At 70.7% G+C, this 19,304-nt stretch carries 16 protein-coding genes; 10 read left to right on the top strand and 6 right to left on the bottom strand.

Features of this window, described 5'->3' with window-relative positions; translation table 11 throughout:
* The first annotated feature begins 141 nt into the window (after positions 1-141).
* The 6 genes from HEP85_RS43005 to HEP85_RS42980 all read left to right on the top strand — a co-directional run bounded on the left by HEP85_RS43005 (position 142) and on the right by HEP85_RS42980 (position 6,527).
* Complete coding sequence (locus HEP85_RS43005; protein WP_369658090.1) at positions 142-1,110, top strand: STM4015 family protein; 969 nt, start codon at positions 142-144, stop codon at positions 1,108-1,110.
* 42 nt (positions 1,111-1,152) lie between these two features.
* Complete coding sequence (locus tag HEP85_RS43000) at positions 1,153-2,313, top strand: STM4014 family protein (RefSeq protein WP_168532936.1); 1,161 nt, start codon at positions 1,153-1,155, stop codon at positions 2,311-2,313.
* A 55-nt stretch (positions 2,314-2,368) separates the two neighbouring features.
* Positions 2,369-3,175: an STM4013/SEN3800 family hydrolase gene (locus HEP85_RS42995; protein ID WP_168534632.1), complete on the top strand. Its 807-nt coding sequence runs from the start codon at positions 2,369-2,371 to the stop codon at positions 3,173-3,175.
* Entirely contained in the window at positions 3,172-4,527 is a 1,356-nt protein-coding gene (locus HEP85_RS42990) for an STM4012 family radical SAM protein (RefSeq protein WP_168532934.1), read from the top strand. The genes HEP85_RS42995 and HEP85_RS42990 overlap by 4 nt, the downstream gene beginning before the upstream one ends.
* 8 nt (positions 4,528-4,535) lie before the next feature.
* Entirely contained in the window at positions 4,536-5,438 is a 903-nt protein-coding gene (locus HEP85_RS42985) for an STM4011 family radical SAM protein (protein ID WP_168532932.1), read from the top strand.
* A gap of 171 nt (positions 5,439-5,609) precedes the next feature.
* Positions 5,610-6,527, top strand: a complete 918-nt coding sequence (locus HEP85_RS42980) for an AraC family transcriptional regulator (RefSeq protein WP_168532930.1) — start codon at positions 5,610-5,612, stop codon at positions 6,525-6,527.
* A gap of 22 nt (positions 6,528-6,549) precedes the next feature.
* On the opposite strand, the gene HEP85_RS42975 is transcribed toward HEP85_RS42980, so the two are convergent.
* Both HEP85_RS42975 and HEP85_RS42970 read right to left on the bottom strand, forming a co-directional pair.
* The gene (locus HEP85_RS42975; RefSeq protein WP_168532928.1) at positions 6,550-7,629 is read right to left on the bottom strand and encodes an NAD-dependent epimerase/dehydratase family protein; all 1,080 of its coding nucleotides are present in this window, start codon (positions 7,627-7,629) and stop codon (positions 6,550-6,552) included.
* Positions 7,630-7,642: 13 nt separating this feature from the next.
* A complete protein-coding gene (locus tag HEP85_RS42970) occupies positions 7,643-8,071 on the bottom strand; it encodes a MerR family transcriptional regulator (RefSeq protein WP_248002406.1) in 429 nt (142 codons plus the stop codon).
* 190 nt (positions 8,072-8,261) lie between these two features.
* On the opposite strand from HEP85_RS42970, the gene HEP85_RS42965 reads away from it, so the two are divergent.
* Positions 8,262-8,732, top strand: a complete 471-nt coding sequence (locus HEP85_RS42965; protein WP_168532926.1) for a nuclear transport factor 2 family protein — start codon at positions 8,262-8,264, stop codon at positions 8,730-8,732.
* Between the two features lie 45 nt (positions 8,733-8,777).
* Here the strand turns inward: HEP85_RS42965 and HEP85_RS42960 are convergent, their stop codons facing one another.
* The 3 genes from HEP85_RS42960 to HEP85_RS42950 form a co-directional block, all read right to left on the bottom strand.
* Positions 8,778-9,782 (bottom strand): cytochrome d ubiquinol oxidase subunit II, encoded by a 1,005-nt coding sequence (locus tag HEP85_RS42960; RefSeq protein ID WP_168532924.1) that lies wholly within the window; start codon positions 9,780-9,782, stop codon positions 8,778-8,780.
* The gene (locus tag HEP85_RS42955) at positions 9,779-11,227 is read right to left on the bottom strand and encodes a cytochrome ubiquinol oxidase subunit I (RefSeq protein WP_248002405.1); all 1,449 of its coding nucleotides are present in this window, start codon (positions 11,225-11,227) and stop codon (positions 9,779-9,781) included. Before HEP85_RS42955 ends, HEP85_RS42960 begins: the two co-directional genes overlap by 4 nt.
* A gap of 88 nt (positions 11,228-11,315) precedes the next feature.
* Positions 11,316-13,550, bottom strand: a complete 2,235-nt coding sequence (locus HEP85_RS42950) for a SpoIIE family protein phosphatase (RefSeq protein ID WP_168532922.1) — start codon at positions 13,548-13,550, stop codon at positions 11,316-11,318.
* A 452-nt stretch (positions 13,551-14,002) separates the two neighbouring features.
* Between HEP85_RS42950 and HEP85_RS42945 the strand changes: the two genes are divergently transcribed.
* Both HEP85_RS42945 and HEP85_RS42940 read left to right on the top strand, forming a co-directional pair.
* Complete coding sequence (locus HEP85_RS42945) at positions 14,003-14,707, top strand: YoaK family protein (RefSeq protein ID WP_248002404.1); 705 nt, start codon at positions 14,003-14,005, stop codon at positions 14,705-14,707.
* Between the two features lie 173 nt (positions 14,708-14,880).
* Positions 14,881-17,229 (top strand): FdhF/YdeP family oxidoreductase, encoded by a 2,349-nt coding sequence (locus tag HEP85_RS42940; protein ID WP_168532918.1) that lies wholly within the window; start codon positions 14,881-14,883, stop codon positions 17,227-17,229.
* A 147-nt stretch (positions 17,230-17,376) separates the two neighbouring features.
* On the opposite strand, the gene HEP85_RS42935 is transcribed toward HEP85_RS42940, so the two are convergent.
* Positions 17,377-17,868, bottom strand: a complete 492-nt coding sequence (locus tag HEP85_RS42935; protein WP_168532916.1) for a hypothetical protein — start codon at positions 17,866-17,868, stop codon at positions 17,377-17,379.
* A gap of 279 nt (positions 17,869-18,147) precedes the next feature.
* Between HEP85_RS42935 and HEP85_RS42930 the strand changes: the two genes are divergently transcribed.
* Positions 18,148-19,275, top strand: coding sequence for a hypothetical protein (locus tag HEP85_RS42930; RefSeq protein ID WP_168532914.1), 1,128 nt, complete (start codon positions 18,148-18,150; stop codon positions 19,273-19,275).
* The last annotated feature ends 29 nt before the right edge of the window (positions 19,276-19,304 follow it).

Genomic DNA, 19,304 nt, shown 5'->3' with positions numbered 1-19,304 from the left:
GGCGGGCACTGACAGTCCCCCGCCGCGCGGGGTTGTCAGTGGGTCTTGGTAGAACTCCGGTACCTGGGAATGCGGTCTGCGCGCACCAGGCACCACAGGACCGTCGCACCACCGACCAGATGCACGAAGGAGCGGGCGCGCATGACCATCGGAAGCCACCTGCAGGAGTTTCACGGACTGCCGGCGTTCACCTTCCCGGAGGCGGCGGACGAACCCCTTCGGGTCTCCGCTGTCCCGTCCCCGGAATCCGTCGCCTGGCGGGTGGCCGTGGACTCCTACGAGAGCGAGGAGTCGTGGCCGGACGCCTTCGCCCGGTTCCTCGACGCCGTCGACACCACGCGCGTGCGGGCCCTGGTCGTGGGCGCCTGGAGCGACGCGTACGACAACGCTCCGACGGAGGTGATCGAAGCTCTCGTGGCGGCCCGCGACCGGCTGCCCGAGCTGCGGGCGATATTCCTCGCGGACATCGTGATGGAGGAGTGCGAGATCTCCTGGATCGTCCAGGGCGACGTCTCCCCCGTGCTGGATGCTTTCCCCCTGCTGGAGGAGTTCGGCGTCCGCGGCGGCAACCAACTGGTCTTCCCCGTCGTCCACCACGAGCGGCTGCGCAGGCTGACGGTGGAGACGGGCGGTATGCCCGCCGAGGCCGTACGGGGAGTCGCCGGCAGCGATCTGCCGGCGCTGGTCCATCTCGACCTGTGGCTGGGCACCTCCGAGTACGGAGGTGACTACGAGGTGGGCGATCTGGAGCCGTTCTTCGCCGGGAGCCGCCTGCCCGCGCTCAAGCACCTGGCCCTGCGCAACAGCGAGATCCAGGACGTCGTCTGTTCCTCGCTGGCCTCGGCACCCGTGGTGGCTCGTCTCGAGGTCCTCGACGTCTCCATGGGGGTCCTCACCGACGACGGCGCGACGGCACTGCTGTCGGGACAGCCGCTGACCCATCTGAAGGCACTCGATCTGCACCACAACTACCTGAGCGCGGCGGTCCGTTCGCGGCTGCTGGAGACGCTGGAGCCGCACGGCGTGAAGGTCGACGCCGATCAGGACGACGCCGATTCCGACGAGGAGGAGGACGGAACCGTCTGGCGCTTCGTGGCGGTGGGCGAGTAACGCGCCGGTACGGGACGTAGGGCGGAAGGGAAGGTGTCAGGAGTGGACGGCGCGGACGCGCACGGCGACCCGCCCCGGTGGGCGGTCGTCGCCAACGGGGAGAACCGGAGGGTCGCCCTGTTCACCGCGGCGGCCGAGGCCGCTGGCCACGGTACCCCTCGGGTGGTCGAGTGGTGTGACGTGCTGCGCGAGGGTGGGCACGAGTTCGCCGAGGACGAGATCGTGCGCCTGGACTCCCCCGGGGAGAACGCGGAGGTGGACCGGCTGTTGCGCGGCGTCGACGATCCGACCCGGGTGGAGGGATCCGCGCGGTGGTACGCACGCTTTCTCGACAGCGTGGCCTCCCTGCGCGGCGGACGCCGGCTCGACGCCCCGGAGGACCTGGCCGTCCTGTTCGACAAGCGGCTCTGTCACGCCCGCCTGCGGGGTGCGGGCGTACCGGTGCCGGTCTCCCCGACCTCGGGCGACACGGCTCCGGCCGGGGACTGGCCGGCGGTGCGGGCCCGGATGGCGGAGGCGGGCCTGCGGCGGGTGTTCGTGAAGCTCGCTCACGGCTCGTCCGCTTCCGGCGTGCTGGCGGTCGAGACGACGACGGCGGGACGCGTCCGGGCGACGACCTCCGTGGAGATCGCGGACGGCCGGCTGCACAACTCGCTGCGCGTGCGCCACTACGCCGACGAGTCCGAGGTCGCCGCGATCGTGGACAGGCTCGCGCCGGACGGACTGCACATCGAACGCTGGCTGCCGAAGGCGTCGCTGGGCAACCGGTCGGCGGATCTGCGCGTCCTCGTCGTGGCGGGCCGGGCCACCCACGCCGTCGTCCGTACCAGCCGCTTCCCCCTCACCAACCTCCATCTCGGCGGCACCCGCGGTGATCTGTCCGCCGTCCGGGCCCTGGCCGGTGACCGCTGGGCCCACGCGATCGCCGTCTGCGAACAGGCCGCGGCCTGCTTCCCGGCGACCCTGTGCGTGGGCGTCGACCTCCTGCCCGCCGTCGGCTGGCGCCGGTTCGCCGTCGGGGAGGTCAACGCGTTCGGTGACCTGCTGCCCCGGCTCACCGGTCTGCCGGACGGCCCCGCGGAGGGGCTGGACACCTACGCCGCCCAGATCGCGGCCCTCGATCCGCGCCGGCCCGCCCGGTTCGTCCCGCGGCCCGCGCCCTCACCGCACCACCGTTCAAGGACACTCCATGCCTCACTCTGAACAGCCCACCGGCGCCCGTCCGGCAGCGTCGGCCGACGCGCTGTCGACGCCCGACATGAACGAAGTGGTGGGCCGGGACGACCTGTTGCTGCTCACCCTCGACACCCTGCGCCACGACGTCGCCGTCGATCTCGCGGCCGCGGGCCGCCTGCCGAACCTGGCGGCGCATCTGCCGGGCGGTGTCTGGGAGAAGCGGCACGCGCCGGGCAGCTTCACCTACGCGTCCCACCAGGCGATGTTCGCGGGGTTCCTGCCGACCCCGGCCTCCCAGGGGCCTCATCCACGGCTGTTCGCGGCCCGGTTCGCGGGCAGCGAGACGACCGAGGACCGTACGTTCGTCTTCGACACCCCGGACATCGTGTCGGCGTTGGCCGCCCACGACTATCGCACCGTGTGCATCGGCGGTGTCGGCTTCTTCAACAAGCAGGGAGCCCTGGGCGACGTCCTGCCCGGCCTCTTCCAGGAGAGCCACTGGGAACCGGAGTTCTCGGTGGCCTCGCCGACGTCCTTCGAGGCACAGGTCACCCGGGCCGAGCAGGTCGTGGCCGAACTGCCCGCGCGACAGCGGCTGTTCCTCTTCCTCAACGCCTCCGCGCTGCACCAGCCGAACTGGTTCCACCTGGAGGGCGCCACCCGGGAGGCGGGTGACAGCCGCCGTACCCACGCCGCGGCTCTGGAGTACGTCGACCGCCATGTCGGACGGCTCTTCGCCGCGATGTCCGCACGCCGTCGCTGCTTCGCCATCGTCTGCTCCGACCACGGCACGGCGTACGGGGACGCCGGGTACACCGGCCACCGGCTGGGTCACGAGTCCGTGTGGACCGTCCCCTACAGTCACTTCTTCCTGGAGCCCTCCGCATGACCGTCGCCCCCGCGGCCGCGGCGCACACCGTGCCCCGCCCGTACCAGAGCTATCTGTACGCCTATCCGCACAAGACCGCTTACCGGCCGCTCGATCCGCGACCTGCGCTGGAGCAGTTGTGGGCGGGCGAATCGCGGCAGGCGCTCTCGTTGTACCTGCACATCCCGTTCTGCGAGGTGCGCTGCGGCTTCTGCAACCTGTTCACGCGCGTCGGTGCCCCGGACGGGCTGACCGGCCGATACCTCGACGCCCTGAGCCGGCAGGCCGTCGCCGTACGCGAGGCGCTCGGTGACGAGTCGTCGCCGCGGTTCGCGGGCGCGGCCTTCGGCGGCGGCACGCCCACCTTCCTGGAGGCTCCGGAGCTGGAACGGCTCTGCGACATCGCGGAGCACGACATGGGCGCGGACCTGCGGTCCGTCCCCCTGTCCGTGGAGGCGTCGCCCGCGACGGCGAGCGCCGACCGGCTCGCCGTCCTGGTCCGGCGCGGCGCCACGCGCCTCAGTCTCGGGGTGCAGAGCTTCGTCGAGGAGGAGGCCCGTGCCGCCGTACGTCCGCAACGGCGTGCCGACGTCGAGGCCGCACTCACCCGGATACGGGAGTCGGCCGTCCTGGTCCTCAACATCGACCTGATCTACGGTATCGACGGGCAGACCAAGGCCAGTTGGAGGTACTCACTCGACGCGGCCCTCGCCTGGCGGCCGGAGGAGATCTACCTCTACCCGCTCTACATCCGTCCGCTCACCGGTCTGGGCCGTCACGCGGACGCGCGGACCGCCGACCGTGACTGGGACGAACAGCGGCTGCGCCTCTACCGCGAGGGCCGCGACCATCTGCTGTCCGAGGGGTACGAGCAGGTGTCGATGCGCATGTTCCGCCGCGCCGACGCCCCTCCGCAGGGGCCGGACGACTACGCGTGCCAGACCGACGGCATGATCGGACTGGGCTGCGGGGCACGCTCGTACACCTCCGCCCTGCACTACTCCTTCGACTACGCCGTGTCGATGCGCGAGGTGCGTGCCATCATCGACGACTACTGCGCCACCGCCGACTTCTCCCGCGCCCTGCACGGCCGTTGGGTGGACGAGGACGAAGCGCGACGCCGGCACCTGTTGCAGTCGCTGCTGCAGGCCGAGGGCCTGTCCACCGGTGACTACCGGCGGCGCTTCGGCACCGACCCGGCCGGCGACTTCGCCGCCGAGCTGGATGTCCTGGCCCGGCGCGGCTGGCTGCAGGACGCGGGGACGGAGCGGCTCAGGCTCTCTCCCGAGGGACTCGCCCACTCGGACGCCATCGGGCCCGAGTTCTTCTCCCCCGCCGTCAAGGACGCCATGACCGCCTACGAGTTGAGGTGACGGGACCCATGGATCCCACGGACCCGAGCGACCTCACGATCCTCTACCGAGGGCCTCTCGCCTCCTGCGACTACGACTGCCCGTACTGCCCGTTCGCCAAGCGCCGCGACAGCACCGCGCAACTGCGCGCCGACCGTGCCGCCCTCGAACGGTTCGTGGCCTGGGCGCGCGGCCCCCACGAGCACCGGCTGTCCGTGCTGTTCACACCGTGGGGTGAGGGCCTGACCCGCTCGTGGTACCGCCGGGCTCTGGTGGAACTGTCCCACGAGCCGCGTATCGGGCGCGTCGCCATCCAGACCAACCTCAGCTGCCGCACCGACTGGCTCGCGCACGCGGACGTGGACACGGTCGCCCTCTGGTGCACCTTCCATCCGGGGCAGACACCCTACGAGCGGTTCCTCGACAGGACGCGCCGCCTGTCCGACCTGGGGATCCGGTTCAGCGTCGGCGTGGTCGGTCTCCCCGAGCACCTGGACCACGCACGGCGCCTGCGCGCGGATCTGCCGTCGCACGTCTACCTGTGGATCAACGCCGCCGAAGGCCACACCTACACCGACGAGCAGGCCGCCGAGTGGACCACGCTGGACCCGCTCTTCCCGTACAGCCGCCGTCCTCATCGCTCGGCGGGGCTGCCCTGCCGGACCGGCCGGAGCGTCATCTCCGTCGACGGAGAGGGGACCGTCCGGCGCTGCCACTTCGTCCGGACGGAACTCGGCAACCTCTACGACGGGTCCTACCGCTCCGCGCTCGCCCCGAGGCCGTGCCCACTCACGGCGTGCGACTGCCACATCGGGTACGTACATCTGGAGACCCTGCCGTTGTACGACGTCTTCGCCGGCGGAGTCCTCGAACGCGTCCCGCACCCGGAGTCGCTCCCGCCCCGCCCGCTCCTCCCGATGGCCACGGGGTGAGTCAGCTCGCCGAGTGCGGCCCACGGCCTCGGGTCGGACGGTCGTCATCGCCGTGCGCGCGAGGCCTCGTCCCGGGGAGCCATGGGTGTTCCTGACGCTGAGGTCACGACCCCGGACGATTTACAGTAGGGAGCCAGGAAAACTTGCTCGACCGTCCAGAAGGAGTCCGTGATGGATCCCCTGGAGGATGTGCTGACCCTGCTCGACACACGAGGCCACCTCTCCGCGAGCCTGGTCGCGGGAGGCCGGTGGGCCATCCGGTTCGACGCGCCGTCCGGCGTGAAGTTCAACGCCGTCCGGCGCGGTCACTGCCTCCTCGAGCTGGAGGGCATGGCCGACCCGCTCGCCCTGGAAGAGGGGGACTGCTATCTGCTGACCCAGCCGCGGCGCTTCACCCTCCGCAGCGACCCGCAAGCGGTGGCCGTCGACGCCGGCCAGGTCTTCGCCTCGTCCGAGGGCGGGGTCGCGCGAGCGGGCAACGGGGAGGACGAGGTTCTCCTCGTCGGCGGCCGTTTCTCGTTCGGCGACCGGGCGCGCACACTGCTGCTCGAAGACCTGCCTCCGGTGATACACGTACCCGCCCGAACACCTCAGGCAGAGACCCTGCAATGGGCGCTCGCCCAGATCGACCGTGAGCTGCGGGACGGCCCCATGGCCTCGACACTGGTCGCCGAGCATCTGGCGGTCGTCATGCTCGTCCATGTCCTGCGTCTGCACCTCACGCATGAGCCCGGGGCCGTTTCCGGCTGGCTCGCGGGCCTCGGGGATCCGGTGGTGGCAGCGGCGCTGACCTCCTTGCACAGCCGGCCGGAGCATCCGTGGACGGTCGCCGAGCTCGCGCAGGCCTGCGCCGTGTCGCGGTCGACGCTCGCCGCACGCTTCAAGAGCACGGTCGGCCGTGGGCCGCTCGACTACCTCACCCGGTGGCGGGTGGAACTCGCCTCCCGGCACCTGCGCCGGGGAACCGACACCGTGTCCGCCATCGCCCGCACGGTCGGCTACGGCTCCGAGAGCGCGCTGAGTACGGCCTTCAAGCGGGTCAACGGCGTCTCACCCCGGGACTACCGCAGAACGACGCGGGCATCGTGAACCGCGGAATCGCACGCTCGAACTAGGGCTTTTCGGTCAAGGTCACCAGGCCCAGTTCGATGAGACTGTCGGCGGTGTCACGGACCGTGCGGGTGACGTCGCGGGGTTCCCAGTCGAGCACGGAACGCGCCTTGGCACTGCTGATGACGGGAATCCGGCCTCCCAGTCCCGCCGCGTCCCGCAGCGCCGGCTCCGTCTTCGCCGCTTCACGCATCTGTTCGAGGGTGAGCTCCGAGGACGGCAGTGCGTCGGCCGCGGCGGGCAGGTGTGCTCGCAGGGTCCGGGCCATCCCGAGGAAACTGATCGACGGTCCGCCCACCGCGAGGAACCGTTCTCCCGCCGCCTTGGGGTGGAGCATGGCGCGCAGGTGCAGGTCCACGACGTCGCGGACGTCGACGACGCCGAAGTACATGAGCGGCACCACCGGCATCCCGCCGGTCAACATGGACCTGACGATGGTGACCGAGGCGGCCAGGCGCGGTCCCAGCACGGGGCCGAAGATGCCCACGGGGTTGACGACCGCCAGCTCGATCCCCCCGTCGGTCTCCACGAAGTCCCACGCCGCACGCTCCGCGAGGACCTTGGACTTGTGGTAGGCGGGAAGGCCGTCGGTCCCAGGGTCGGTCCAGTCCTCCTCCGAGTACCGGTCGTCGGGCTTGACGGTGTAGCCGACCGCTGCGAAGGACGAGGTCATCACCACGCGTCGGACGCCCGCGGTGCGGGCCGCGGAGAGGACCCGCAGCGTGCCGTCGCGTGCCGGGAGGACGAGTTCGTCCTCGTTCTCCGGGGGCGTGACGGGAAAGGGGGACGCCACGTGCAGCACATGGCTCACGCCGTCCGCCGCGGCCGCCCAGCCCGCGTCGGCGGACAGGTCCGCCACGGCGAACTCCAGAAGGTCCTCCCGGTCCACCCCGGCCCGCCGCACGAGTGCCAGCACCTCGGCCGCACGGCCGGGCTCCCGGACCGTCACCCGGGTCCGGTACCCCTCACTCAGCAGGCGGGCGACCATGTGCCCGCCGACGTATCCGGTCGCGCCGGTCACCAGCACCGTTCCTGCCTCGGGAGCGTCAGAAGCGCCGGAAGCACGGATCTCTGCAGCCATCTCACTCAGTCCTTCAGGGTTCGAATTGTTCGAGGATCAGCGTGACCGCCTCGATCGCTCGGCGTTCGGCGACGGCGTCGCCGCGCAGGCGGGCATCCCACATCCGGGTCTTCCCCCGGAGGTAGGCCAGGCGTGACTTCAGCCGTTCGATGTCGTCGGCCAGTCGCTCCGCCTGGTCGGCGAACAGGTCGCGCTGCTCCGCCGCCGCGGCGTTGCCCAGAGGGAGCAGGTCCACGTAGCGGCGCATACCGGCGACCGTCATTCCCGCCGAGCGCAGACAGGCCAGAGCCACGACCCGGTCGGCCGTCGCCGCTCCGTAGCGGCGATGTCCGCTGGACTCGTCGCGGCCGACCACTCCCAGCAGGCCGACCTTCTCGTAGTAGCGGAGCGTGGGCTCGCTGAAGCCCGAGCGTCGCGCCATCTCCTGAATGGTCAGACTCACCGTTCGTCCTCCGTCGTGTCCGTCATGAAGGAGCCTCCGACACTTCAAGCGCTTCAAGTCAAATGTCCTGGACCCCGGCTTCCGGGCAACCACAGGACGCCCGGATGCGCGGGACGTCGCGCATGGGGACACTGGGCCTACCGCACCCCCACCCACAATCCGTACCGAGTGCGAGTCGGAGGAGCTGACGATGGCCGGGAAGCCGCCCTATCCGCCGTTCGATGCCGAGAGTGCCGTGCAGAAGGTCAGGGCGGGCGAGGACGCCTGGAACACCCGCGACCCCGAGAAGGTCTCGCTGGCCTACACCGAGGACAGCCGCTGGCGTAATCGTTCGCTATTCATCAACGGCCGCGGGGAGATCGTCGACTTCCTCACCCGGAAGTGGGAGAACGAACGCGAATACCGGCTGATCAAGGAGTTGTGGGCGTTCGGCGGCAACCGGATCGCCGTCCGCTTCGCCTACGAGTACCACACGGCCACCGGAGACTGGTTCCGCGCCTACGGCAACGAGAACTGGGAGTTCAGCGACGACGGACTCATGAGCGTGCGCCACGCGAGCATCAATGACGTGCCGATCACGGCCTCTGAACGCGCCTTCGACTGGGACCGTTCGGGGCCGCGCCCGCCCGATTACCCCAGCCTCAGCGACTTCGGCTTCTGAACCCGGGAAGACGTGACCTGGGAAGAAGTGGCGCGGCGGGAGCGGTCAGATGTGGGCGCGCAGTCGGCCCTGGCCGGAGAGGCGGAAGAGCAGGATCAGGGACGGCAGGATGATCAGGGCGGCGACGCAGGCGACGCCGAGAAGAACGGCCAGCGTGGTGTCCGGAGCCGCGGCTTCGTGGATGCGCAGATGCGTGCCGAGCAGGAAGGGGTACTGGGCCACTCCCCAGCCGACGACCACGGCGGCGATGGCGAGCGCGGCGATCTCGCGCCGGCCGGTGCGTCGGCCCAGATGCGCCCCCGCCATGCCGACGATGCCGCAGAGCGTCGCGAGCACCATGAGCGGCAGCCCCCGGTGACTGAGCTGATGGAACAGCCGGGGTGCGTCGGTTCTGAGCACGAAGATCCCGGCGATGCTGACAACCCCCGCCACGGCTCCGGCCAGCAGGGCGCGGCCGCGGAAGTACCGCTCGAGGTCGGCGTCGTGGAGCCGGTGGGCCGCCGTGGCCAGGTAGAAGGCGGCGAGGTAGGCGCAGCTGACGACGGCCAGGATGCCGCCGAGGACGGAGGTGGGGTTGAGCCAGCTGGTGACGGCGTCGCCGTTGCCGCCGGAGGGCACACGGCCCGAGGCGATGCCGCCCGCGATGCTGCCGAAACAGTAGGGGGTCAGTACGGAGGAGGCCGCGAACAGGGTGCCGTTGAGGCGCTGTTGGGGCGTCCGCACGGAGACCTTGCGGAAGGCGAAGCCAGCGCCGCGCAGGACGATTCCCAGGGCGGCGAACATCAGGGGCAGATACAGGGTGGTGGTGATCGCGACGAACGCGGCGGGGAAGCCGCTCCACAGCATGACGAGGCAGTAGATGAGCCAGGTGTGGTTGGCCTCCCAGACCGGGCCGATCGACAGGTCGACCAGATGGCGGGCGTTCTTGCCGCGTTCGGCTCCCCCGGCCGTCAGGTCCCAGAAGCCGGCGCCGAAGTCCGCACCACCGAACAGCGCGTAGGCGACGACACCGACGAACATGACCAGGGCGACCACGTCACTGAGGTTCATCGCTCTTCTCCCGCCGTGCCGGACGTGGCGTAGGGCTGCTCGGGTCCGTAGGGGACGTAGACGGTCTCGTCGCCCGCGGTCCGCCAGCGCCGGGCCATGGCGCGCAGGACCAGGACGGCACCGGTGCCGACCGCCGCGTACAGCACGACGGTCGCCCCGAACAGCGGCCACAGATTGCCCTGCGTCGTCACGGCCTGCCTCGTCAGCAGCAGCCCGACCACGGTCCAGGGCTGACGGCCCACCTCGGTGACGACCCAGCCGCTCTCCAGGCAGACGACGGCGACGAGGCCGCTGAGAGCTGCGCCTCGCAGGAACCAGCGGTTGGTGGGCATCGTCCGTCCCCGCCACCACAGCCAGGCGAACCAGAGGACGAGACCGAGCATGAGGAAGGTGGTGCCGACCATCACGTCGAAGGCCAGGTGCACGATGGTGACGCTGCGGTCGGTGGGCCGTACCTCGGGCGGGATGGCCTCCAGGCCCCTGATCTCGGTCGAGGGGGTGAAGCCGGCGAGGATCGACGCCATGTCCGGGACGGGAAGGCCGTACCTGACCTTGCCGTCGACGAGGAACCCGCCGAGGTTCTCCGGCACGTGGTCGCCGGTCGCGGGCAGGAGCTCGATCGCCGCGAATTTGGCGGGCTCTTCCTTGAACACCTCGCGTGCCACCGTGTCGCCGACGAAGATCTGCACCGGGATGGCCGCCGCCGCGACGAGGAAGCCGATGAGGAATCCGAGACGGTGGTGGCGGTCCCGGCGTCCCTTGAGCATGCCGGCTGCGTACACGCCGGCGACCGTGAAACCAGCCACGATGTAGGCGGCGAGGAGCATGTGCACGGTCTCGTACCAGAACGCTCCGTTGAAGAAGACGCGCAGTGGCCGGACGGCGGTGACGTGTCCGTCGCGCAGCGTGATCCCGCCGGGCTGGTTCATCCAGCTGTTGGCCGCGATGACGGCCGCCGCACCGCCGAGGCTCGCCAGGACGACCGGGACTCCCGTCCAGAAGTGGGCCCAGGGCGGAAGCCGGTTCCAGCCGTAGAGGTAGATCGAGACGAAGATGGCTTCGAGGAAGAAGAAGAGGCCCTCCACCGCGAACGGCATCCCGAAGGCGGCTCCGTAGTCGCCCATCAGGCCGGGCCACAGGATGCCGAGTTCGAACGAGAGGACCGTGCCGGTGATCGCCCCCACCGCGACGAGCACCGCGGCCACCTTCGACCAGCGCCTGGCCAGCCGCAGGGCGTCGCTGTCGTCGTGGCGCAGGCCTCGGTAGTGGGCGATGAGCATGAGCGCGGTCAGGGCGACACCGAAAGGGACCAGGATGATGTGGAAGCCAAGAGTGAACGCCATCTGCTCCCGGGCGGGGAGCAGCTGCGATGGGTCTCCTGCGGCCGCCAGGGCCTTGCTCACTGGATGCAACACCCGGTCCATGCTCGCGTGGTGACGGCTCATCAGGGCCGTCCCGGGTGCGGCGCGGCGCGGGGCGCCACCCGGACGGGCTATGTACTGCCCGCCGCGTGGCCGCAGCGCGGCGCGGTCCTCAGGGCAGGGGCTCCTCGGTCCACACCGTCTTGCCGTCCTCGGTGTAGCGGGTGCCCCAACGGTCGGTGAGGGCGGCGACGATGAGCAGACCACGGCCGTCCTCGTCCTGGATGCGGGCGTGCCGGAGATGGGGGACGGTCGTGGCCCCGTCGGAGACTTCCAGGGTGAGCGACTGGTCCCGGATCAGCCGCACCGTGGCCGTGCCGGTGGCGTGGCGGATGACATTGGTGACGAGTTCACTGACGACCATCTCCGTCGTGAACGCGAGCGAGTCCAGTCCCCAGCGCTCCAGTTGCCCGCGCACCCGGTGCCGGCAGTCGGCGACGGCCGACGCCTCCGGGGGAAACCGCCACGAGGCGACCTGGTCGTGGGCGAGGCGGTGGGTGCGGACCGCGAGCAGGGCGACCCCGTCCGGCGGCGGTTCGCGCAGCAGGCTGTACACGATGGCGTCGCAGGTGGCCTTGGGGTCGGTGGTCTGACGGGCGCTGATCTCACGCAGCAGGGAGAGCCGCTGGTCGGCCTGGGGACCGGTGCCCAGCAGCGACGGGGAGTAGAACGTGAGCTGACTCTCCGGCGCGAGAGGGATGTGGACGCTCTCGTAGCTGGCGTGGTTTCCCAGGGGCGGTCCGACGATCCGCTCGAGGCTGTCCGGGGTCACCCCGTCCGCCGGGGTGATCAACGGTGGTGGCCAGCCGGCGCTGGCCATGGTGAGGTGGCCGTCCACGGGGTCGTAGACGGCGTACTGGCAGCACGCGTGAGACGCCCCGCCGGACTCGGGTGCGGGCCCTTCGCGGGCGACGCGCTGGGCGGCGTCGTCCAGGTGGGCCAGCAGTTCGTCGGGAGGCAGGTCCAGCGCGGCGAGTGTCGACACAGCCGTACGGAATCTCCCCACGGTGGCCGCCGCGGCCAGCCCCTGATCGGGAATCCGGCCGATGACGAGACCGATACGGGCGCTGGACAGTTCGATGACGTCGAACCAGAGGGCCTGGCCGGTTCCCGGAAGGTGCACGTAGCACGTGGTGACCGCGGAGACCGTCGGCAGCACCTTGGGCAGCAGGCTGCGCTGAAGGCTGATGGCGACGGTGTGCTCACGGATGTAGCGGCGGCCGTTCTCTATGTGGATGGCCGCGTTGTTGCCCAACTCCGCGGCCAGCGGGACGTCGTCGGTCGTGAAGGGTTCCGGATGCCGGGGGCCACGGTAGAAACAGGCGAGTCCCAGGACCCGGCCGTGCACGGCCAGCGGGGTGATGATCAGTGAGTGGATCCCCGCGCGTTGCAGCGCGCCGGCCCGCGCACCGTCGTGCATCAGCCAGTCGGACGGCGTGGCGTGCGGGTCGACCAGGCGCGGCGCGAGATCGGCGAGCACCTGTGTGTAGGGAGTGGGGAACACGAATCGGCTCGGCTCACCGACCGCGTAGACGCTCCTCATCTGGGCCAGGCCTTCGAACGCCGCCCGGCGCAGGGGGACATCGGCGTCGACGGGTGGCTCGGGAGGTTCGTCTCCGTGCAGCACGGAGTCGAGCAGGTCGACGGAGGCGACGTCCGAGAAGTCCCTGACGGCGACCGCGGCGAGTTCCTGGGCGGTACGGATGGGGTCGAGGGTGGTCCCGATCTTCCCGCGGGCCATGGCGAGGAGCTCCGCCGCCGCCTGCGTCCGGGCTCGTTCGGTGATGTCGTGGATGACGGTGGCGATGCCGACCGGGTCGTGGCAGACGCCGTGGAGAAGGTAGGCGGTCACGTGGTAGGTGTGCGAGCCGCCCTCGCGGTCATGTCCTCGGATCTCCTGGCTGGCCGCGGGCAGACAGCCGGTGACGACCTGGTCGAGGAGCGGGGCCAGGGGGAGGCCGGGGCCGAGGTCCGCCACCGGCCGATGGAGGACCTGATCGACGGGCAGTCCACGCATCGCCAGGGCGGCGGGGTTGGATCTCAGCACGCAGAGGTTCAGGTCGTATATCTCGAGTCCCGCGACGGACTGCTCGAAGACGGACCCGATCGTGTCCTCGGCCCTGTGCCGGACGGCCCACACGTGGATGTCGCCGTCGTCGGTGTCGCGTCCCACCTCGAGGTTGAAGGCGCAGTCCGAGTCGGGTCCGAGCAGCCGGCCGAGGAGCTGTCCGACGGGGATGCCTTCGGCGTCGGGTGCCGCCATTCCCGTCGCCTCGGCGGCCGTCCGGGTCCAGTCGGTGACGCCGCCGTCCTCGGTGAGCGTGAACCACGTCTCGTGCGCCTGCATGCCCGCCTCCTCCAGCTCCCCAGGGCAGACAGTCCGTTGCGAACGGCTTCGACCGCGTGGCCGGGAAGAGGGCCGGCCCCTCCATTCCCTTGCCCACGCGACTCCTTGAGGGCCGCAGGATGATTACCTTCCACCATGCCGCCGGGGGGCGACACCGGCAACTCAGTCACCAGGCGCCGGGGACAGGCCGACTCCGAAGGCCCTGATCCACGCTTCGGCGGATTCCCGGCCGGCGCGGGGCTCCGCCGCCTGCCGGGCGGTTGCCCCACCTGGGTCGTCGGCACATGCGTACGGCACCGCCTCCCTCTAGATTGATCGCATCGAGGCTGTGGCGCGGCACCATCCGACGGGGGTGTGAGGGGCGTGGAATTGGACTGTGCAGGGCTGCTCCGCCCGTCTCCGCCTCGGCTCCGTCCGCCCCTGTCACGGCTCCGCCTCTCACCGTCATGGCGTTGAGACCGAGCGCGACCGCCGGGCAGAGGTGGCCGGGACACGCGCGGACGGCTCAGTTCCTGTTGACGCTGGCGAGCGGCGCCGTCAACGCCATCAGCTTTCTCGCGCTGGGCGGGGTGTTCACGAGCGTCATGACGGCCAATTCCGCGCTGCTGGGGCTGGCACTGGGCAACGGGCACCTCTCGCTGGCCAACCTCGCGGCGCTCGCCATCGCGGCGTACCTGGTGGGGGCTGCCGCCGGGAGCTGGATCACGGCCGCCACGGGCCGCGTACCGCTCACCGGGGTGGCCGGAGCCCTGCTTGCGGAGAGTGTGCTGTTGTGGGCGGTGTTCGCCTCCTGGCTGTTTCTGGGCGGTGCGCCGGGCACGACCGCCCGTGGGGTCCTGCTCGCCGTGGGCGCCGTGTCGATGGGCTGCCAGAGCGGCAGCGTCCGAGTGGTGGCCGGCAGCAGTGTGACGACCGCCTACATCACCGGCGCTCTGACCGGACTCGTGGCTCAGGCAACGGTCGAGAGAAAGCTGCAGGGGCACAACGCGCTGGTCATCCTGCTGTTGCCGGTCGGTGCCGCGGTGGGTGGGGCGGCGGTGCGCTGGGCCCATCTCCTCGCGCCGGCGATTCCCGCCGGTCTGGTGACGGCCGCGCTGTTGGTGACCGTGGTACGGCGACGGCCGGCGCCCGACGACAGCCCGCTTTCCGACGCGTGATCCGGTGATCTTCGGCCGCGCGCTCGGCCGCCTGCGACGCAGCGGTCATGGAGGATCGTCACGTCCGGTCACGCAGGACAATCAGGATATTCACCCATAGCATGACATGTCGGAGCCTTGAAATATCGGAGCCCGCTCAGCCCGCCCTTTCCACCTATTGCAGGGTGATGGATATGACTGCCTCGGATGTGAACGAGTCGGCGCCTGCCGAACACGAGGAACCGCCCCGGACGCCCGACGGCGGCATGGGCCCGAGCACGGACAAGAAGCCGTCGCAGGTGCACTACCACCACCCCGCGGCCGGATGGGGCGCCGCCAAGAGCGTCACCCACGTCCTCGTGAAGGAAAGAGCCCTGGTCGACGGGCCCCGCGCGATCTTCAGGATGAACCACGAGAACACCGGTTTCGACTGTCCGGGGTGTGCCTGGCCGGACGACACCAAGGGGCTCAAGCTCGACATCTGCGAGAACGGCATCAAGCACGTCACCTGGGAGATGACCCCGAAGCGGGTCGGCGCGGACTTCTTCGCTGCCCACACGGTCTCGGAGCTCTCCACCTGGACGGACTTCGCGCTGGAGGACCAGGGCCGCCTCACCGAGCCCCTCGTCTACGACGCCGACGTCGACCGTTACGTCCCCATCGACTGGCAGGAGGCCTTCGAGCTGATCGGCCGCGAACTGCGAGCCCTGGACAGCCCGAACCAGGCGGCCTTCTACACCTCCGGCCGGCTGGGCAACGAGGCCACCTTCCTGTACCAGCTCATGGCACGCGAATTCGGCACCAACAACCTCCCCGACTGCTCGAACATGTGCCACGAAGCCTCCGGCCGCGCTCTGCAGGCCGCCCTCGGCACCGGCAAGGGGACCGCCGACCTCAAGGACTGGGAGACCGCGGACGCTCTGTTCATCATGGGCGTCAACGCCGCCTCCAACGCCCCTCGCATGCTGACCGCGCTGGCCGAGGCCTACCGACGCGGCGCGCAGATCGTTCACATCAACCCGCTGGTGGAAGCGGCCGCCACCCGCACCATCGTGCCGCACGACATCACGGACATGGCCCTGTTCAAGTCGACGCGGACGAGCACGCTCAACCTTCAGGTCCGCGCGGGCGGCGACATGGCTCTGATGCGAGGCATCGCCAAGGCGGTCCTCGAGGAGTCCGAGCACGATCCCAAGGCCCTGGACCGTGAGTTCATCGACCGCCACACCCATGGCTTCGACGCGTACCGGGCGGTCTGCGAGGCCACGCCGTGGAAGGAACTGGAGCGCCAGTCCGGACTGTCCCGCGCCGAGATCCTGAAGGCGGCGGACGTCTACTCCCGTTCCGACCGCACCCTGATCAGCTGGTGCCTGGGCGTCTCCCAGCACGAACACGGCGTCGACACCATCCGCGAGATCGTCAACGTGCTGCTGCTGAGGGGCAATCTGGGCCGCGAGGGTGCCGGACCCTCCCCGGTGCGCGGCCACAGCAACGTCCAGGGCAACCGGACCTGCGGGATCGACCACCGGCCCGCCGAAGCGTTCCTCCAACGCCTCGACGACGTCTGCGGGATCGACGCGCCGCGTCCGCACGGCCTGGACACGGTCGCCACGGTCGCGGGGATGCACACGGGGAAGGTGAAGGTGTTCGTCGGGATGGGAGGCAACTTCGCGCTGGCCGCCCCTGACACCCCCTACACCGCCGAGGGCCTCGCCCGCTGCGCCCTCACCGTGCACGTCAGCACCAAACTCAACCGCAGCCACCTCGTCCACGGGAAGAAGGCCCTCATCCTGCCGTGTCTGGGCCGCACCGAGAAGGACCACCAGCGTCATGGCATGCAGGCAACCTCCGTCGAGGACTCGATGAGCATGGTGCACCTCTCGGTCGGGATGAAGCGGCCCGCCTCACGCGACCTGCTGTCCGAACCCGCCATCATCGCCGGCATGGCCCGTGCCACCCTCCCCGACAGCGGCACACCGTGGGAGCACTACATCGAGGATTACGACCGCATCCGCGACACCATGGCCCAAGTGCTGGACGGCTTCGAGGACTTCAACCGCCGAGTGCGGCTCCCCCTGGGCTTCCGCATCCGCCAGCCCGCCCGCGAACTCGTCTTCCTCACCCCCAGCGGACGCGCCGAGTTCTCGGCGGCCCCGCTGCCCGACGTCGTCCCCCAGGACGGCACCCTGATCCTGCAGACCATGCGCTCCCACGACCAGTGGAACACCACCATCTACTCCGACGACGACCGCTACCGGGGCATCAAGAACCTGCGCACGCTGGTCTTCATGAACCGGGCCGACATGCGCGCCCGGCGCATCAAGGACGGAAGCCTCGTCGACATCACCGCCACGGCCAAGGACGGCACCCGGCGCACGCTCCGCCAGTACCACGCGCTGCCCTACGACGTGCCCCGGAGTTGCGCGGCCGGCTACATGCCGGAGATGAACGCCCTCATCGGGGCGAGCGACTACAGCGTCCAGAGCGACCAGCCGCTGATGAAGAGCCTCAAGGTGACGATCTCGCCGAGTCGGACGGACTGAGGCCGCCCCGCCGCCCCACTGACGCGAAGGCCATCGGGGCGGCGCCTCCGCTGCGGTGAACCTTGTGCTGTGGCCCCGGCTCGGTGGTTCTTGCTTGCGTGGGATCCGCCCCAGGTGCCGTGGCCGTGGTGCGGCGCCGTCGCCTTCTCAGCCGCCCTGACGGCCGGCCGTGGGCATCATCCGCTCCAGGACCGCCACGGTCACCACGGCGTAGGCGAGGTGCGGGACGATGTCGGAGACCCAGTCGACGGCCGACCAGGTACGCGGGTCGGTGACCCGCAGAACCGTCATCGGACCGTTGGTGCCGACGAGGGCTCCGGCGGCGGCCACCGCATAGTGGGTCGCAGGGGCCGGACGCCACCCGGCGGCGCGCGCGACACCGAGGAGCACTCCCATGCCGAGACCCGCGGCGTAGCCGGTCAGAGGGCCGAGGCCGGCCACCCGGGCGTCCTGCTTCTCACCTTCGCCCGGGATCGGGACGTGCAGCTTCTGCGCGAGCCTGCGCACGGTCACTTCCGGTGTGGAACTGGCGGGACGCCCGCGCAGCGCCATGTCGCAGTAGCTCACGGTGTCGAGCGCCGTGGTGCCCGCGGCGCCCGCTGCGGCGCCGTACATCAGTCCGCGTGTCAGGCTCGTCATGAGGGACCTTTCGCCGGGCCCGTTGAGGGTGAGGACACTCTTCCGACCCCCGGTATCCATTCAACACCCATACCCCGTTCCTCACCCGTGCCCATGAGCAGCACCGGCGTGAGCGGCATCGACGGTCGCCGTCTGTTCATCCCGCGTTCCCCCCTGCGGAGCCCACGGCGGCGTCCTGGAGGGCAGAGCAGGCGAGGCGGCTCGGAGCCGGACGGAAGTCCCGGTGGATCCGCGAGCCGGAGGGATCACCAGAGAGCCGCGACAGCGGCAAGGGGGCGAATGATGGAGTTCACGAGAAGCGGACGGCTGCGCGCGAGCGGAAGACGCCGGACGGGATGGGGGCTCGCCGTCGGGGCCGGGGCGATCGTGTGGGCGGTCCTGGCGAACGGCCAGGGCCGTGACACGGCCTACCTCCTCATGGCCCTGGCCGCCCTGGGTGTCCTCACCGGGATCCGGGAACTGCGCCGCGCGGCACGCCCGTTCAGCCTGCGCGTCGACGAACAGGGCATCACGCTGGTCGACGGGGGTCTCGGCTGGGGACAGATCGAGGGCGTGGCCCTGCACTACAGGGCGGCGGTCCACGTGGACAGTGACGATGGCGCCACCGCTCCGCCGCCCCCGCATCTCCACGTCTTTCCCACCTACGGCGCGGAACTGCCGGGCCTGCGGGCGTCCGTCACCGCCGGCCGGCGCTTCTATGACGTGGCCGACGCCGCCGAACTCGACCAAGGTCCGGGCCGGTTGATCGAAGCCTTGACCCGGTACGCGGGCCCGCGCCTCGAAGCGGCCCCGCACGGGCTGCGCCGGGCGGTGGCACCCGGGCCCGCGACGCTGCAGGGCCCCGGCTTCGGGCCGCTGACCGACGCCGCCGGGTTCCCCCGGGCCGCGGAGAACCCCGCCGTCGCGGCGCGTACCTTCACCGCACGTCGCCACACCGGCGCTCGGTTGCTGCTGGCGCTCGCCCTCGCCGTCGCCGGGACGGCCGCGACGGTCCCGCTGTTCACCGGCCACCTCCCATGGGGACCCGAACCGGCCGCCGCGCTCGCGCCGTTGGGCGCGATGCTGGGGTGGGGTCTGAGCGCGCTGTCCTTCCGCAGTTGGATGCGGCCCCTGCGCCTGCGGATCGGACCGGACGGCCTGGCCGTACAGAACGCCGCCGTCCCTGAGGTGGCGATCGGCTGGGACCAGGTGGTGGCCGTCGCCGTGGCCCACAGACCCGGCGCGACCGAGAAGCACCTGTGGCTGTTGCTGTGGCCGGTCCCCGGCCACAGCTTCGACCTGCCCCACGAATTCACCGACGGGCACCGGACCTACCCCCTCGTCGAGCTGCGCCGACTGCGCGACGGTGACGAGGTGGAGCGGACGGCACGGTATTTCGCGGGTTCGCGCTACGCCGAATCGGCCTGACACCACCTGCCCGCCGCGCACCCGTCGCG

This window comes from Streptomyces sp. RPA4-2 (genome assembly GCF_012273515.2).
GTDB lineage: Bacteria > Actinomycetota > Actinomycetes > Streptomycetales > Streptomycetaceae > Streptomyces > Streptomyces kaempferi.
Note: the sequence above shows the minus strand (reverse complement) of the source record. Positions and strands in the feature narration are given on the sequence as shown.